17 protein-coding genes and 3 pseudogenes are annotated in these 16,072 nt (G+C 61.4%); 12 read left to right on the top strand and 8 right to left on the bottom strand.

Annotated elements, in window-relative coordinates; genetic code table 11:
• Positions 1-9: 9 nt before the first annotated feature.
• Positions 10-865 (bottom strand): annotated as a pseudogene (locus tag L0Z65_RS12020) (protein-disulfide reductase DsbD domain-containing protein).
• A 179-nt stretch (positions 866-1,044) separates the two neighbouring features.
• Here L0Z65_RS12020 and L0Z65_RS12015 point away from each other — a divergent pair.
• Positions 1,045-1,602, top strand: a complete 558-nt coding sequence (locus tag L0Z65_RS12015; RefSeq protein ID WP_040180640.1) for a YqgE/AlgH family protein — start codon at positions 1,045-1,047, stop codon at positions 1,600-1,602.
• 36 nt (positions 1,603-1,638) lie between these two features.
• Here L0Z65_RS12015 and L0Z65_RS12010 read toward each other — a convergent pair whose 3' ends face one another.
• Positions 1,639-2,586 (bottom strand): L-threonylcarbamoyladenylate synthase, encoded by a 948-nt coding sequence (locus tag L0Z65_RS12010; RefSeq protein ID WP_405107882.1) that lies wholly within the window; start codon positions 2,584-2,586, stop codon positions 1,639-1,641.
• A gap of 132 nt (positions 2,587-2,718) precedes the next feature.
• Here L0Z65_RS12010 and L0Z65_RS12005 point away from each other — a divergent pair.
• The 6 genes and pseudogenes from L0Z65_RS12005 to L0Z65_RS11980 all read left to right on the top strand — a co-directional run bounded on the left by L0Z65_RS12005 (position 2,719) and on the right by L0Z65_RS11980 (position 7,417).
• Positions 2,719-4,426, top strand: a pseudogene (locus tag L0Z65_RS12005) (acyl-CoA dehydrogenase).
• On the top strand, positions 4,423-5,460 hold the full coding sequence (locus L0Z65_RS12000; protein WP_405107879.1) for an MBL fold metallo-hydrolase: 1,038 nt from the start codon (positions 4,423-4,425) through the stop codon (positions 5,458-5,460). Before L0Z65_RS12005 ends, L0Z65_RS12000 begins: the two are co-directional and overlap by 4 nt.
• Positions 5,461-5,484: 24 nt before the next feature.
• Positions 5,485-5,949 (top strand): DUF6173 family protein, encoded by a 465-nt coding sequence (locus tag L0Z65_RS11995; RefSeq protein WP_040171316.1) that lies wholly within the window; start codon positions 5,485-5,487, stop codon positions 5,947-5,949.
• A gap of 82 nt (positions 5,950-6,031) precedes the next feature.
• Entirely contained in the window at positions 6,032-6,517 is a 486-nt protein-coding gene (locus L0Z65_RS11990) for a hypothetical protein (RefSeq protein WP_405107875.1), read from the top strand.
• Between the two features lie 88 nt (positions 6,518-6,605).
• Entirely contained in the window at positions 6,606-6,740 is a 135-nt protein-coding gene (locus tag L0Z65_RS11985; protein WP_024098525.1) for an aa3-type cytochrome c oxidase subunit IV, read from the top strand.
• An 8-nt stretch (positions 6,741-6,748) separates the two neighbouring features.
• On the top strand, positions 6,749-7,417 hold the full coding sequence (locus L0Z65_RS11980) for a hypothetical protein (protein WP_405107873.1): 669 nt from the start codon (positions 6,749-6,751) through the stop codon (positions 7,415-7,417).
• A gap of 80 nt (positions 7,418-7,497) precedes the next feature.
• On the opposite strand, the gene L0Z65_RS11975 is transcribed toward L0Z65_RS11980, so the two are convergent.
• Together L0Z65_RS11975 and L0Z65_RS11970 are read right to left on the bottom strand one after the other, a co-directional pair.
• A complete protein-coding gene (locus L0Z65_RS11975) occupies positions 7,498-7,833 on the bottom strand; it encodes an AzlD domain-containing protein (protein ID WP_024098523.1) in 336 nt (111 codons plus the stop codon).
• Entirely contained in the window at positions 7,830-8,555 is a 726-nt protein-coding gene (locus tag L0Z65_RS11970; protein WP_405107870.1) for an AzlC family ABC transporter permease, read from the bottom strand. Before L0Z65_RS11970 ends, L0Z65_RS11975 begins: the two co-directional genes overlap by 4 nt.
• Positions 8,556-8,614: 59 nt before the next feature.
• Here L0Z65_RS11970 and L0Z65_RS11965 point away from each other — a divergent pair.
• The 4 genes and pseudogenes from L0Z65_RS11965 to glp all read left to right on the top strand — a co-directional run bounded on the left by L0Z65_RS11965 (position 8,615) and on the right by glp (position 12,851).
• Positions 8,615-9,518: pseudogene (locus L0Z65_RS11965) on the top strand (formate dehydrogenase accessory sulfurtransferase FdhD).
• A gap of 62 nt (positions 9,519-9,580) precedes the next feature.
• Entirely contained in the window at positions 9,581-10,222 is a 642-nt protein-coding gene (gene mobA / locus L0Z65_RS11960; protein WP_405107867.1) for a molybdenum cofactor guanylyltransferase MobA, read from the top strand.
• Entirely contained in the window at positions 10,219-10,710 is a 492-nt protein-coding gene (gene mobB / locus L0Z65_RS11955) for a molybdopterin-guanine dinucleotide biosynthesis protein B (protein WP_405107864.1), read from the top strand. The genes mobA and mobB overlap by 4 nt, the downstream gene beginning before the upstream one ends.
• Positions 10,711-10,712: 2 nt before the next feature.
• Positions 10,713-12,851: a gephyrin-like molybdotransferase Glp gene (gene glp / locus L0Z65_RS11950; RefSeq protein WP_405107861.1), complete on the top strand. Its 2,139-nt coding sequence runs from the start codon at positions 10,713-10,715 to the stop codon at positions 12,849-12,851.
• Between the two features lie 11 nt (positions 12,852-12,862).
• On the opposite strand, the gene L0Z65_RS11945 is transcribed toward glp, so the two are convergent.
• From L0Z65_RS11945 to L0Z65_RS11930, 4 genes are all read right to left on the bottom strand, one after another.
• A complete protein-coding gene (locus L0Z65_RS11945; RefSeq protein WP_405107858.1) occupies positions 12,863-13,882 on the bottom strand; it encodes a hypothetical protein in 1,020 nt (339 codons plus the stop codon).
• 107 nt (positions 13,883-13,989) lie between these two features.
• Positions 13,990-14,460 carry a transcription elongation factor GreA gene (greA, locus tag L0Z65_RS11940; RefSeq protein ID WP_024098515.1) on the bottom strand — a complete coding sequence of 157 codons (471 nt, stop codon included), beginning with the start codon at positions 14,458-14,460 and terminating at the stop codon, positions 13,990-13,992.
• A gap of 301 nt (positions 14,461-14,761) precedes the next feature.
• A complete protein-coding gene (locus L0Z65_RS11935; protein WP_405107854.1) occupies positions 14,762-15,001 on the bottom strand; it encodes a hypothetical protein in 240 nt (79 codons plus the stop codon).
• Positions 14,991-15,374, bottom strand: coding sequence for a VOC family protein (locus L0Z65_RS11930; RefSeq protein WP_040180624.1), 384 nt, complete (start codon positions 15,372-15,374; stop codon positions 14,991-14,993). The genes L0Z65_RS11935 and L0Z65_RS11930 overlap by 11 nt, the downstream gene beginning before the upstream one ends.
• 148 nt (positions 15,375-15,522) lie before the next feature.
• On the opposite strand from L0Z65_RS11930, the gene soxR reads away from it, so the two are divergent.
• The gene (soxR, locus tag L0Z65_RS11925) at positions 15,523-16,017 is read left to right on the top strand and encodes a redox-sensitive transcriptional activator SoxR (RefSeq protein ID WP_102897730.1); all 495 of its coding nucleotides are present in this window, start codon (positions 15,523-15,525) and stop codon (positions 16,015-16,017) included.
• Positions 16,018-16,072: the final 55 nt, after the last annotated feature.

Raw genomic sequence — 16,072 nt, 5'->3', positions numbered from 1 at the left:
ATCCCCTTATTAGTGTCGGGTGCAGCCTTGAATGTCCACCGCGTGGTTGCGGCCCAGCACGGTAAACCGCATCTGCGAACGGTCAACGGCGAAGGGGCCACCCTCAGCGGAGATGATCTCGGTTTTGGCGGTCAGATGGCGACCCTGCCGGGTGGTTGTCGTCTCGGTCGTCACCAAAGTGGGAGGGCCAGGCTCAACCACCACGATCTCATCTCCGCCCGCGCTGGGCATGGTGATCCGGGCGACCAACTCCATACCGTAGCGGCTGGGGGCGATCGCACAGGTTGCGGCCTGCACGCCGGCCTCTTTCGCCGACCATGGGCGATCCGCCAGCGCTGCAACAATCGCCGGATTGCGGCGGCTGTCGGGTTGGAGTGGACGATCAAAGCGCAGTTCGGAGGGGATGCAGACATCTTTGCAGATGCCCAGCTCCATCCGGCCTTTCAGCCGTAGGGGCTGGCCGGGTTTGGCGGGGGTGATTTCAATCGGAAGCACCAGCTGATCATGGTAGCCTATGGTGCGAAATCCTGAGGTCAGGAAAACCTCGGGCGTGGGCCAGCGTATTTCCACCGCACCGACGTTGCGCGATCCCCGCCAGCTGAACCGGGGCGGGATGCTCGGCGTCACCGGGTGCGCGCCAGTAGGTTTTCCAGCCCTCCGAGAGCGTCAGTCGCAATGCGCCCATATGTGTGCCGCGTCGGGTCGGGCCGCCATCCAGCACTTCGATCTGAACGATATCGGACATTTGCTCGGCTGACGTGCTGGCAGGCAAGGCCAGAAGCCCCAGCGCAAGCGGTGCGCAAAGACCCTTCGCCAGTGATCTGGCAGCGGTTGCGAGAACAGAGAGAAACGGATGTGTCGTCATGCCAGGTTACATGCGCAATTCCGCCTGAAATGCCAAGTCACGTTCCGGTCAGCGCCTGCGAGCTGACGCTTTGGCACGGCTTGGCCTTGAACCTCTCGCTGCGGGTGGCCATTGTGAGAGGGCAGGCCCGTTGCCGCGCTGCGGATGACGGCAATTAAAAAAAAGGACGACAGCTTCATATGGATCTTACCGGCGAACTGCTGATTGCGATGCCCGGCATCGGTGACCCGAGGTTTGAACATTCGCTGATCTTGCTGTGCTCACATGAAGATGATGGCGCAATGGGGTTGATCGTGAACAAGCCCGCAGCGGGTGTCGATTTGTCCAACCTTCTGGAACAGTTGGACATCACACCGCGCAGCGCAGAGGAGGCGGCGCTGCCGGTCCGTTTCGGGGGGCCGGTTGAGACGCAGCGTGGCTTTGTGCTGCATTCGCCTGAATATAAATCCAACGTCAGTTCATTGCGGGTGGCCGATGCGTTCTCAATGACGGCGACCGTGGATGTATTGGAAGACATCGCGATGGGACGCGGGCCTGAGCAGGTTATGGTGATGCTGGGATATGCAGGGTGGGGGCCGGGGCAGTTGGAGACGGAGATTGCCAATAATGGCTGGCTGACCGCTCCGGCAACACCGGAGTTGGTATTCGGTCTGGATGATCTCACCAAATGGGAGGCGGCCTTGCGGTCGCTGGGGGTTGATCCGTTGACCCTGTCGACCAGTGCCGGTCACGCCTGACCAATCAAGACATGCTGACGTTTTGGGGACTGCCGGTCAGCGCGGCGCAGCGGCGCGGCGCAGGCGGTCGTTGATGGCGACGCCCAGCCCGGTCTCCGGTATGGGGGCGACAGCGATGGGCTGTGCTCTGGCGTCGAGACGGTGCAGGTGGCCAAACAACTGCGCGGCCGCCTCGCGCAGGTCACCGCTGGCGGAAAGGTTCAAATCACATTCCATGGCGCCAAAGCCAAGGTAGAGTTCACCGTCCTGCGGGGCCGTGACGTTCAGGCGGACGCTGGCGCGGGGGGCGTAATGTGACAGCAGCTGTCCCGGCGCGGTGAGCGGATCGCTGGCATCGCGCAGGTGCAGGGGCTGGCCCAGAACCGCCTCGATCTCTTCTGCGGCCAGCCCTCCGGGTCGCAGCAACAAGGGGGTGCCAGTGGCCAGTCCGATGATTGTTGACTCCACACCAACACCGCAGGGTCCATCATCAACAACCGCGGCGATCCGCCCATCGAGACCGGCGATAACATGGGCGGCGGTTGTCGGACTGATCTTGCCCGACGGATTTGCCGAAGGCGCGGCCACCGGACCATCCAGCACAGACAGCAGCGCACGGGCGGCGGGATGGGCAGGAATGCGGATACCGAGGGTGTTCAGCCCGGCGGTGACCAGAGGTGAAATACCGTGGTCCTCGCGCAGCGGCAGGACCAGGGTCAGCGGGCCGGGCCAGAAGGCGTCCGCCAGCCGATCGGCGATATCGGACCAGATCACATGGCGCTGAGCGGTTTCGACCGAATGGACATGCGCGATCAGCGGATTGAAGCTGGGGCGTCCCTTGGCGGCATAAAGCGCCTCAACCGCGTCGGTCTGGCGGGCATCGGCGCCCAGTCCGTAGACGGTTTCTGTCGGAAAGGCGACAAGCTGGCCCTCCTGCAACAGGTCCGCAGCGGTGCTGATTTCCTGCGGCTGAGCGGTCAGGAGGCGGGTTGTTGGGCTGGACATGGCTGGTGACGCGGCGTTTTGGTTGCTTGAATAAAGGGCCCGGTTAGGTAATCGGACAAGACGTTCAACATAAAGGTTTGGGGCAATGATGCCAAGGCTGCCCCGACCAGCTCTCTCTGAAAGAGGCCAGACATGACCTTCCGCGCCCCCGTTCCCGAGTATCAGTTTCTTCTGAACCACATCGTTGGCTATAGCGATATTTCCGCAACTGAGCGGTTCAGCGAGGCGAGCGACGATGTCGTGACGGCAATCCTGACCGAAGCCGGGAAGTTCTGTGACGAGGTGATGGCGCCCTTGAATCGGGGCGGCGATCTGCAGCCGGCACATCTGGAAAACGGGGTGTTGCGCACATCGCCGGGCTATGCCGAAGGGTGGCAGGCGATCTCCGAGGGGGGCTGGATCGGGATGAGCGCCTCTGAGGCGTTTGGCGGCATGGGGCTGCCGATGACCCTGACCACCGCCGTGAATGAAATGATGTCGGGGGCCTGTCTGTCGCTGCAACTGGCACCGCTGATGAGCCAGGGCCAGATCGAGGCGCTGGAACATCACGCCAGCGATGAGATCAAGTCGCTGTATCTGCCGAAGCTGATTTCGGGCGAATGGTCCGGCACCATGAATCTGACCGAGCCGCAGGCGGGGTCCGATGTGGGGGCGCTCAGCTCCAAGGCAGAGCCGTTGGACGACGGCACCTATGCGATCAGCGGGCAGAAGATCTACATCTCCTGGGGTGACAATGATTTTGCGGGCAATATCTGCCATCTGGTGCTGGCGCGCCTGCCTGATGCGGCGCCGGGCACCAAGGGAATTTCGCTATTTCTGGTGCCCAAGTATCTACCGGATGCCGAGGGCAATCCCAGCAAGGCCAACGACCTGAAGGTGGTGAGCCTGGAACACAAGATGGGTCTGCACGGCTCACCCACCTGTGTGATGCAATATGATGGTGCCATTGGCTGGATGATCGGTCAGCCGGGCGGTGGTCTGGCGGCGATGTTCACGATGATGAACAACGCCCGTCTTGGCGTTGGTGGTCAGGGCGTCGGTATTGCTTGGCGCGGCCTATCAGAAGGCGCTGGCCTACGCGCTGGAGCGCAAGCAGGGCAAATCTGCGTCTGGTACCATCGTTGATCATGCGGATGTGCGCCGGATGCTGATGGAGATGAAGGCAGATCTGTTTGCCGCACGTGCGATCCTTCTGGCCTGTTCGCAGGCGATTGATATGCAGACCGCCACCGGTGCGCAGGAGTGGGCAGCGCGGGCGGCTTTCCTGACGCCGATTGCCAAGGGTTTTGGCACCGAAACCGGGATGCGGGTCTCAGAGACCGGTGTGCAGGTTCACGGCGGCATGGGGTTCATTGAAGAAACCGGCGCGGCGCAATTCTACCGCGATGTGCGGGTGACGGCGATTTACGAGGGCACCAACGGTATTCAGGCGATGGATCTGGTGGGCCGCAAGATGATGGACGGTGGTGACATGGCACACCGTCTGATCGACGAGATCGAGGAACAGGCAGAGCGCGCCCGCACCACCCATCCGAATATGGCCGAAGCGGTCTGGCAGGCTTGCGAATCCCTGCGCGAGTCGACTGAATGGCTGACAGCACAGGATGACCTGGACGAGCGTTTTGCCGGGGCTGTGCCTTATCTGCATGCTTTTGCACGGGTTCTGGGCGGGCATTACCATTTGGCGGCGGCGATGGCGGATCTGGGCGGGCCGCGTGAGAAGCTGGCACGCTTCTACATCAACCGGATGCTGCCAGAGCACGCCTCCCTACTGGCGCATGCGCAGGCGGGGAGCGCGGGCGCGCGGGCGCTGACACTGGATGAGCTGGCAGACGGATGACCAGCCCACGCCCAGACGGCCCATGGAGTGAACCTCCCGCGCAGGGCGAGGCGATCGAGGTGGCGGAAGGCGTGCTCTGGATGCGCCTGCCACTGCCGATGAAGCTGGATCATGTGAATGTCTATGCGCTGGACGACGGCGATGGCTGGACCATCGTGGACACAGGTATGTCGTCGAACAAGACCCGTCGGATCTGGGAAGAGCTGATGGCGGGGCCACTGGGTGGCAAACCGGTTCGCCGGGTGGTCGTGACCCACCATCACCCGGACCATATTGGTAATGCGGGATGGTTCCAGTCGGTGCATGGCGCCGAGCTGGTGACCACGCGCACCGCCTGGCTGTTTGCCCGCATGCTGACGCTGGATGTGCAGGAAAGCTGGCCGGAGGAGACGCTGGCGTTTTATCGCAGCGCCGGGATGGATCCGGCGATCTATGACGCGCGGGTGGCGGAGCGGCCATTCAATTTCTCTGATACGGTCTATTCCATGCCGCTTGGATTTACCCGTATCAAACAGGGCGACCTGTTCCGCATGGGCGGGCGCGACTGGGATGTGCATATGGGCAATGGCCACGCGCCGGAGCATGCAACCTTCTGGAGCCGCGATGACAATCTGGTGATCACAGGGGATCAGATCCTGTCGTCGATCAGCCCCAATATCGGCGTTTATGCCACCGAACCCATGGCCGATCCGGTGGCGGAGTGGCTGGAGGCCTGCGAGCGCCTGGCACCGTTAACACGGCCTGATCAGCTGGCCTTGGGCGGTCATAAGCTGCCATTTCTTGGACTGCCGCACCGCATGGCGCAGCTTATTGACAATCATCACGGTGCGCTGGCGCGGTTGCTTGACCACCTGGATGAACCGAGGACTGCGGCAGAGTGCTTTGCCCCGCTGTTCAAGCGCAAGATCGGGGGCGGGGAATACGGGCTTGCTTTGGTTGAGGCGGTGGCCCATGTAAATCATCTGTACCACCTGGGTCAGGTGGACCGCAGCCGCCGGGCTGACGGGGCCTGGCTCTACCAGCGCAAGGGGTGATCGACCCCTGGAAAGGGAGAGATCATGACAGATGAAATCGCAACAAGCGCCGAGGCTGCCGAGGCGGCTGTTCTGCCCTGTGTACATGAGGTCCATGCAGATCCAGATGCCTGCGCAGGCATCAAAAAGCTGCCTGAGCCGCTGCAAAAGCCGGTCGCAGACAAAAGCGCTGCACGCTGGGCCTATGAACGGCTGATCCTCTACATCAAGAATTTCGAAGAACAGCTGGATGGCGAGCATGAGGTCGCCATGGGGTTTGCCGGTGGCGATGCCGGGGTGATGCGGATTGAAGGCATGGGGTATTTTGATCCCGATATCATTACCTATTACGGCAGCGATTCCAGCGGCGCACGCACCCAGTTGGTGCAGCATGTCAGCCAGCTGAACGTGATGCTGCGCGCCCTGCCCAAGCGCAATGAGGCAGCACCTGCCAACCGGATCGGTTTTCGTCTGGTCTCCGATCTGGAGGGCGATGGGTCTGAGACCTGATCGCGGGGTAGCACTATCCCTGTGGGTTGGCGTTGCGCTGTTTTGCTGCGTCGCCGCGGGCGCTGCTGCCGGGGATGTGGAGGTGCCAGACGGATATTGGCAGCGCTTGGAGCGGGCCGCGCATCAGGCGCTGATGCAGGAGGTCGCAGCGGCTGGGGGGAAGACAGCGCCGTTCACCACGGATGGGTGTAGCGGTGGTTTGTCGGCGATCTGGCGGCAGCTGAGCGGGCAATCCGGGGCTGATGGTGGTCCGCCGTTTGAGGCCTGCTGTGTGATCCATGACCGGAAATATCACAACGCGGCTGGGATTGGCGGTGCGGATCCAGCCGTGTCGGAAGCGGCAGAACTGGCGACGGCCAGTCAAGGTGCGCGGTTGGCTGCGGATCAGGCTCTGCGCCGCTGCGTAGAGACAAATCTTAGCGCCAACGATCCCACAATCGCCAATCTTGCGTCACCAGTGGCGGCTGCGGTCTATGCAGCCGTGCGATTCGGTGGTGCGCCCTGCTCGGGGTTGAGTTGGCGTTGGGGGTATGGCTATCGGCCCTGCCATGGCAATTTCACCCGCTGATTTGATCCGGCTGCGCCCGATTGACGTGGTGACAGGGTCCGTGAAATCCAGTATTCAGCGGAAAACAGACGCGTATAGGAATGGACATATGGCTGACCATAAGCACGGTTCGATGGATATTACCGTTCAGGAAAAGACCTACGAAGGCTTTCTCAAATTCACCACCCGGTTCTGCATTGCGGCGCTGCTCTTTGCGGTGTTCCTTGCAATTTTCGCGACCTGATCACCCTCGTGAGCGGTTCTGATCTCAACGGGCGCTCCGGTATCCGGCGGCTGTCGACCGGATTGCGGGTTGCAGCGCTCGGTGTGGCGGTTGCTGCGCTGACGGCCTGTGCGGCCCAGCAGCAGCCCAATGCCGATGACGCCACGCTTGAGCGGGTGGCTTATCGTCACAATGGTCCGCCTGCGCTGACGCTGTACACCATGATCAATAACCGTACCGGCAAGGGCGCGCATACATCGCTGATGGTCAACGCCTCCGAACGGGTGATTTTTGATCCGGCGGGTTCCTTCTATGCAGATGTGGTGCCAGAACGCGACGATGTGCTGTTCGGCATTACGCCGGGCGTAGAGAAGGCCTATCGCGGGTCTCATGCGCGCAGCACGCATCATGTGGTGGTGCAGCGACTTGAGGTGAGACCGGAGCAAGCGCAACGGGCCTATCAGCTGGTCCGGGCGAACGGACGCGTACCGGGGGCGTTTTGTGCCAATGCTACGGCATCAATTCTGAAACAGGTTCCGGGGTTCGAGAGCCTGAACGTGACCTTTTATCCGGGTAACCTGTCTGAGCAGTTCGGCGCATTGCCGGGTGTCACGACGGAGCGTTATCGGGAAAATGACAGCGCAGACCTGCAAGAAGGTCTGGCGAAGAACAACGCGGCGCTGAACGCGGGCGGTTGATCCCCTCGGCGCGTGCCGCGACTGAAGATATCTGAAAAGCCGCAGCATCGCCTGCGGCTTTTGTTTTTGATCGGTATGGATCAGGCTGAAAACAGAAACAGCAGCAGAAAGCCAATCGCGCCACTGCCCATGGCGATCAGCACATTTCGCGTCCAGTAGCCGAGTGCGAAAACCGCCGCCGCAACCGCCAGATGCGGAAGGCTGGGCGTCCCGCCAGTTGGGGTCGGCCAGACCACCAGAGGCGTCACCAGTGCCGGTATGATCGCGACCGCCGTGTATCGCAGATGACGCATCAGCCAGGGTGGCATGCTGCGCCCGCCCATGAGCCCGATGAAGGCAAACCGCAGGGCAAAACTGCCGATGGCAAGGCCAATGATAATGGTCCAGAGCAGGGTTGGATCGGGGGCCTGGGTCATGACGGATCCTTTGCAGTTTGGCGGCGCTCCAGCCAGACTTCGGCCTGAGCACCGGCCATCATGCCGACGAGGCCTGCAACAATCAGACCAAGGTTATAGGGCAGCGCAGTAGCAGGCAGGGCGGTGGCGACGGCGGCGAAACAGGCCACAACATGGGTCGGCGTGCGCAGCATTGGCCCGATCATAGCCAAAAACGCCAGCGGCAAGACGAAATCCAGACCCCAGCTGGCGGGGATCTGGGTGCCGACCAATGCGCCGATATAGGTGGCGATCATCCAGCCCGGCGCCACGCAGCCATTGGTGCCAAAGAAATAGGCCATACGCTGCGACAGGGTCATCTGCGGGTGGGTTTCGAACTGCACGATGGAGAGTGCATAAGACTGATCAACCGTCAGATACGCGGCACAGGCGCGCTGCCACAGAGGAGCGCCGCCGAGGTACGGTGTGAGCGATGCTGAATACATCGCAACCCGCAGGTTCACTGCCAGAGCGGAAATCAGGATGATCACCAGTGGTGTGTTCTCTTCCATCAGCTGCAGGGCCGTAAACTGTGCTGACCCGGCGAAGACCGAGAGCGAGAAGATCATGGCTTCGGGGACAATCAGTCCCGCTTCGGCGGCGAGAACGCCAAACAGTAGCCCAAATGGTCCCGAGACCAGAAGGAAGGGCGCGCCGTCGCGAAACCCCTTCCAAAACGCCGATTTCGTGGTGGTGATTGCCATGATCTGGTCCTAGGTTACTGCTCAGATGGCATAAGCCTGGTGGCGGAGGTTTGCAATTGATGATGGCTGAAGAAGGCTCTGATCTGGCGTCGGTATTGGCCGAATATGTGATTGCCCCTGCGCCTGCAGATACGCGGCTGACGCGGGCGGTTCAGGGGATCGACCACACTGGCACGGCAACAGAAATCTCGGTGGTGGAGGAACGACCGCTGACGATCTACCTCAACCGTCAGGAAATCGTGACGGCAATGACCATCGGGGATTATCCTGAGTATCTGGCGCTCGGCTTTCTGCGCAATCAGGGCATGTTGCACCCCGGTGATGAAATTACTGCCATCGACTATGACGAAGAGCTGGAGACGGTGGTGGTTCGGACCGCGGTTGAAACCTCCTATGAAGACAAGCTGCAGAAGAAGACCCGCACATCCGGCTGCGCCGTGGGCACGGTGTTTGGTGATATGATGGAAGGGCTTGAGGGGGTCGTGCTGCCGCAGACGCCCGTGCGCAGCTCCTGGCTTTATGCGCTGGCCCATAAGATCAATCGCACGCCCTCGCTCTATCTTGAGGCTTAGCGCCATTCACGGCACGGTGCTATGTCAGGAAGATCGCCCGCTGGTCTATATGGAGGATGTCGGACGGCATAATGCCGTGGACAAGATTGCGGGCTGGATCCAGAGCACGGGCGCAGAGGTGTCCGACAAGATCCTCTACACCACCGGGCGGCTGACCTCAGAGATGGTGATCAAGACCGCGATGATGGGGATCCCGGTGCTGGTGTCGCGCTCCGGCTTCACCGCCTGGGGTGTGGAGATCGCACAGGAGTTGGGCCTGACACTCATCGGCCGGATGCGTGGGCAGCGGTTTATCTGTCTGTCCGGGGAGGCGCGGCTGATCCGGGATATGGATCCGGCCAATGTGCCCGCAGAGGCAAAGGCGCATCGGCGCAAGAGCGCAGAACGATAGGTGCCTTGCATGTGGGCTCTACTTTCGAAGCCAGGTCATTTCGCGCGCAAAGAGGAGATGTCATGAGACAAAACGGACCGTTGGGCGTCATCCTCGCAGGAGGTCTCGCGACCCGCATGGGCGGTGGCGACAAGGGGCGCCTGCAGGTTGGTGGGTGTAGCCTGATCCGTCACGTGATCGATCGCCTGGCGCCGCAGGTGGAGCAGGTGGCTTTGAATGCCAATGGGGAGGCTGCGCGTTTCGACGACCTGGGGCTGCCGGTGATTGCGGATAGTATCGATGGGTTTGCCGGGCCGCTTGCCGGGGTGCTGGCGGGATTGGACTGGGCCGCCGAACAGGGGGCTGACAGCATCGTGACCGTTGCGGCCGATACGCCTTTTTTCCCGCAGGATCTCGTCGCGCGCCTGAGCGAAAGCGCCGCCGGGCAGGTGCATCCGTTGGTGCTGGCGACAACGCCACGCACCGGAGAAGAGTTGAAATCCGGTGGCCGCCGCCGGGTAAACCGACATCCGACCTTTGGCCTCTGGCCGGTGGCCCTGCGCGATGACCTGCGCGCGGCCTTGCAGGGTGGTCTGCGCAAGGTGGTGCTTTGGACCGATCAGCACCAGGGGCGCGAAGCCCTATTTGAGGCCGAGCCTTTTGATCCGTTTTTCAACGTCAATACACCGGACGATCTGGCGCAGGCGGAGGCATTGCTGCGATGAAGATCTACGGTGTCACGGGCTGGAAAAACTGCGGCAAGACCGGATTGATGGAGCGATTGGTCGCTGAGTTCTGTCGGCGCGGCCACAGTGTTTCGACGTTAAAACACGCCCATCACAGCACGGATGTGGATCAGCCAGGCACCGACAGCTATCGTCACAGGGCGGCTGGGGCGGCTGAGGTGATCCTTGCTTCGCCAAACCGGGTTGCGATTATGCAGGAGCTGCGCGGAGCGGATGAGCCGAGTTTTGTTGAGCTGTTGTCCAGGCTGCGCCCGGTCGATCTGGTGCTGGTCGAAGGGTTCAAACGCGAGACCCACCCGAAGATCGAGGCCTATCGCACGGCAGCGGGCCAGCCACTTATTGCGCCCGAGGACGCAACGATTCGTGCCATCGCCAGCGATGTTCCGCTTCATCTCGACCGGCCAGTGTTTGATCTGGACGATACAGCCGCGATTGCGGATTTCATCGCGGGGGACATTGAGCTTTGACGATGTTTGATACGGTGCTTGTTGCCGACTGGTCCGCGGGTAAACGCAGGCCTGTGAAAGTGAGTAAGAATGCGATCTGGCTGGGTGTTGCGCGTGCGGGGGTGTCGGTGGAGCAAGTTTATTGCCGTTCTCGTATTGAGGCGGAGCAATGGCTGAACACTTTTTTCGACGCAGAACGCCTCGCAGGACGGCGGGTTTTGGCTGGGTTCGATTTTCCTTTTGGTTACCCTAAGGGGTTTGCTGCTCAGTTGACAGGCAAGGATGATCCCTTTGCGGTTTGGCGATGGCTCTCAGAGCGCATCACCGATGATGAAATGGGGCGGAACAATCGCTTTGCAGTTGCGTCAGAAATAAATCGAGTTTTTCGGGGCAAAGGCCCGCTTTGGGGTAAGCCAAACGATGAGGCTTGGCCTGAGATACCTTACCGCAAATCCGGTATCGTCTATGAGTTGGTGCCAGAGCGGCGCAAAACAGACCTGGTCGCCAAAGCTTCGTCGTCGTGTTTTCAGTTGTTTTTCAACCCTACGGTTGGAAGCCAAATTTTGATGGGATTGCCAACTCTGGAGCGGTTGCGGGAGCGGCATCACGCTAAAGTTTGGCCGTTTCAGGAAATTGAGTCCGCTCGTCTGGTGTTTGCCGAGGTCTGGCCGGGTCTTATTGAGGGAGCTGTCAAACTGGCGAGCGCGAATGATGGCCCGAATGAAATCCGCGACAAGACACAAGTGCGTCTACTGTCGCAAGCATTGTCAGCATTGGATGAGGCGGCATTTTCCGCTCTGTTTACCGCGCCAAGTTCGGATGCGATGGAGGAGGCGTGGATTTTGGGGGCTGGTTGCGGTCAGCTGCTTGATCGACAGGCCCGATTGGCAATTACTGAGGTAAAAAAAACCCTTGCCCCGCCGCCCCTGCGCAATGACTGCTTTGCTTTGCCCGCCGGGGTGGATTGGACGCCGGTAGATGTCGCGCTGGACCATCTGCGACAGAACCTGACTGCGGTGACTGCGGTTGAGAGTGTATCGCTGGCCGCAAGCCTTGGCCGGGTGCTGGCTGAGGACGTGTTTGCAGCCCGCAGCAACCCGCCGCAGGCGAATACCGCCGTGGATGGTTACGGGTTTGCTGGCCCGATAGAAGATGGGCCGCAGGTGCTGCCGCTCACTGAGGGGCGGGCCGCTGCCGGGTTGGCCTATGAGGGGGAGGTCGCCGCCGGGCAGGCTATTCGTATCCTGACTGGCGCGGCGCTGCCGTCTGGTGTGGATACCGTGATCCTTGAGGAGGATGTCAGCCGGGAGGGCGCCGAGATCGCCTTTCATGGGCCGCTGAAGACGGGCGCCAATACCCGCAAGGCGGGCGAGGATGCGGCTGCTGGTGATCTGATCCTGTCCAAGGGGCGGGTGATCACCCCTGCGGATCTGGCGCTCGCCTCGGCGACGGGCGTGTCTGAACTGCCAGTGCGACAGCTGCTGCGGGTGGGCGTTCTCTCTACCGGCGATGAGTTGGTGGAACCGGGGGAGCCTGCGGCGGCGGGTCAGATCTATGACGCCAATCGTCCGATGTTGTTGGGCTTGCTGACCCGGATGGGTTTCGTTGCTGTGGATCTGGGGAAAGCGCCCGATGATCGCGCGGCGTTGCGCAACCGCCTGGATCGCGCGGCGACACAGGTCGATGTGATCTTGACCAGCGGCGGGGCGTCTGCGGGGGATGAGGATCATATGTCGGCATTGCTGCGCGAAAGCGGGGCGATGCAGCAATGGCGGATTGCCTTGAAGCCGGGCCGACCGCTAGCGCTGGGGCTGTGGCAGGGGGTGCCGGTGTTTGGTTTGCCGGGAAACCCAGTTGCGGCGATGGTCTGCACATTGATTTTTGCGCGCCCGGCCATGGGGCTGATGGCGGGTGCGCGCTGGGTGGAGCCGCAGGGCTTTGATCTGCCTGCCGCCTTTCAGAAGCGGAAGAAGCCGGGGCGGCGGGAATATCTGCGTGCCCGCGTGCGGGATGGCAAGGTCGAGGTGTTCAAATCCGAAGGCTCAGGACGGGTCAGCTCCCTCAGCTGGGCGGAAGGGCTGGTTGACTTGGCGGATGGTGCGGCCACGATCCAACCCGGTGACCCGGTGCGTTTCATACCCTATGCAAGTTTCGGCCTGTAAACCGCGCGGTGTTAGTCAAAGGTGCCAGCCACACGGCCCAACAGCATGAAAGCGCGGGCGGTGCGGGTTTCGCCCAGCGATGAAATATCCGTATCGCTTGCCTCTTCCTCGAACTCGGCCAGCATCTGATCAAAGCGGCGCAGGAAGTGATGGGCTGCATCGCGAAAGATCGGATCCTGCTTCATCCGGGCGGAGGTCAGCGCAAGGGAGCTGCGGTCGCGGACCCCGCCAAGGGCGGCCACGGCGCGGCCACGGGTGCCTTGGGCAAACTGACGCCAGATTTCAGGACGCGCCATATCGGGGCGCAGATCGTCCATGTAAATGCCATCCTGGCTGAGCAGGGTCAGCACATCCTGCGCGGCCTGAATAACCTGTGCAGCCTTACGATCCTGCAGGGCCAGACGCAGCGCGGCAAAGCCTTCCTCATCCTCTGCGGTTTCCGGAAAGTTCAGCGCGCGGATCAACTGGGTGGAGGGCAGCGGAGTGGCCAGATCCTCGGCGGGGGTGCCAAGTGCCAGAAGCCCCTGATCGGTCACCTCGCCCCCTGCTGCGGCGGTGGTGGAGATCCCCGGCATCGGCCGGTCACGGCGGCTGGTGTGGAAGGTGGCGAGGGCGGTTTCCGTCTTGCGGGTCGCGGCGGCGATTTCATCCAGCTTGCGCGTCACCGAAGGTTCGGCAACCGAGGCCGCCTGCTGGGCATGGGCAATATAGGCGTTGCGCATCCCGTCGATGGCCGCGTGAAGTCGTTGTGATTCATCCCGCATCACCTGCGCTGATCGCAAGGCGATGGCGCCCACCCAGATCAGCAGAATCGGCAGGATCACCGCGACGATACGCAGCAGAATATCCGGCCATCCCGCTGCTGGCGTGTTTGCTGTGCCACCCAATACAAAGATCGCAACCACCACCAGAAACCACAGGGCGCTGAGCCCGAGTGCTGCGGCCTCGATCAGGCCAAAGACTGGTCGTTCCGGCGGCGCATCAAGGGCGCTGGTGGGCGGCGTTGCGGCTGGGGAACTGGAACGGGTCATACTGTTGCTCGGAAACAGGGGTGTACTGGGTTGGCACATGCCGCAGGGTGCGACGGCTGGGTGAGGTGGGCGGGGCGCCTGTATGGTGCGCCACGCCGTTGCAGTGGTTAGGCGTAGATGATCTTGAGGATCTCATAGGCGCGGTCCCCACCGGGGGTGCGGACTTCGACGCTGTCGCCTTCTTCCTTGCCGATCAGGGCACGGGCGATGGGAGATTTGATGTTCAAAAGACCGGCTTCGATATTGGCCTCATGTTCGCCGACAATCTGCCAGGTCTTCTCTTCGTCAGTGTCTTCGTCGACGACGGTGACTTTGGCGCCGAACTTGATCGCACCGGAAAGTTTGGCCGGATTGATCACATCGGCCAGCGACAGGATGCCCTCCAGTTCCTTGATGCGACCTTCAATGAAGGACTGTTTTTCGCGCGCGGAATGGTACTCGGCGTTCTCCGACAGGTCGCCCAGTTCACGGGCTTCGGCGATGGCCTTGATGATCGCCGGGCGTTCCACCGATTTCAGGGTCTTCAGCTCAGTTTCGAGGGCGGCGTGACCCGTGGGGGTCATCGGGATCTTTTCCATGTCTGTGTCCAGATATCGTGTCAGGTTTGGCCACCAGGCGTGGCGGTTCGCGTCTATAGGAAAACCGGTTGTCCCACTGCCGAACTGACAGCGGGACAAACCGGTTGTGTCGCATTTACCTGACCCAATCCTGCCGCCGAATGCAAGAGGGCGGGGTTGCCTGTCCACAGCGATTTCATGCCAACAGGCGGAAAACTCCGCTTTTTTAGACGCCCCCGGACAGAGGGTCGGCGAGAAACTTGCAATGTGTCGGCCGACTTCGGTCCGGTTTTGGCTTCATCGCGCCAGCGTCTTGGTGCGGTCAGGAATCCTCCGGCAGGCTGGATGTTTTGCCGGTGATGCTGTGGCGGGGCACCCGTGGCCGGGGATCCAGCCGTTGCAGCAAGCTGATCAGACGGCTGATCGGGGAAGAGTGTCGGATCCGTTGCAGCTGGGGTGTCGTCGCGCGCTGCTGTGACAATATCGTCGGGGCCGGGTGCCGCCGCTGGGTGGGTAAAACCGCGCGTGGGTGGCTGCTGTGCCAGAGAAGATCAAGCATCATATTGTACCACCTCGAATTCGATATTGTCCCGGTCTCGGAAATAGAACCTGCGACCCGGTTCATAGTCGTGATGCTCGCCCGGGGTGAAGCCAGCCGCGCGTACCCGTGTTTCGACGGCGTCCAAATCGTCGACAACAACGGCGATATGGTTGAGCCCCCCGTTGATGGCGTAGCTGGTCGGGGCCTCGGCCAGGGGTTCCGGGGGGCAGTACAGCGCCAGATAGCTGTCAGCCTCGCCCACGTGCAGGCTGTAGCCGCCGCTGATGGCCTCCCCCTGCCAGCGAATGTGCCAGCCAAAAACATCCTGCATCCAGGCGGCAGTGCTCTCGGGAGAGGACACGGTGATGTTTGCGTGTTCAAGACGTACGGTCATGTCAGGCTCCTTTGTGTTTTCTCTTGCCTGATTGAGTCGTAATTTCTAAACCTAACTTTAGCTCAAGGATTTTTTTGATGTTTTGTGATTTTTCTCGGCCCGCAGGCTGAGACGCGACGGAATCTCAGGGACTGGTAGGGAGTATTTCATGGCTGCATCTCACGGGTTGACCATCGGCTATCTGGCGGAACGCACAGGCCTGGCGGTATCGGCAATCCGCTACTATGAGGCACAGGGGCTGGTTGAGCCTTGGCGCAATACGGGCGGGCAGCGGCGGTTTCACCGGGCGGATCTGCGGCGGTTGAGTTTCATTATGATTGCGCAGAAGTTCGGCTTCACACTGCCGGAGATCCGCGACTTTCTGAAAAGCCTGCCGGGCGGGCGGACCCCGACCAAGGCTGACTGGACCAATCTGTCCGCCGCTTTTCGCAGCCATCTGGATGCCCGAATCGAAACGCTCGAGCGTTTGCGCGATAATCTGGACGGCTGCATCGGCTGCGGCTGCCTGTCGTTGCCCACCTGCAAGCTGTACAATCCCGATGATGCGGCTGCTGCCAAAGGGCAGGGACCGCGCTATCTGTTGGGGGATAAGCCCTCAGAGACGGTGAACGACGGGAATACTCTTCCAAATGACGAAAACTGACGCTCGAATTGTCGCATTTGAGGGTTCTACAGCAGTGTAACGTAGAGTTTGGATT

The organism is Phaeobacter sp. BS52, from assembly GCF_045040595.1.
In the GTDB taxonomy this organism is placed as follows: Bacteria; Pseudomonadota; Alphaproteobacteria; order Rhodobacterales; family Rhodobacteraceae; genus Phaeobacter; species Phaeobacter piscinae.
The sequence above is the reverse complement of the archived record's forward strand: the minus strand, read 5'-3'. Positions and strand labels throughout refer to the sequence as shown.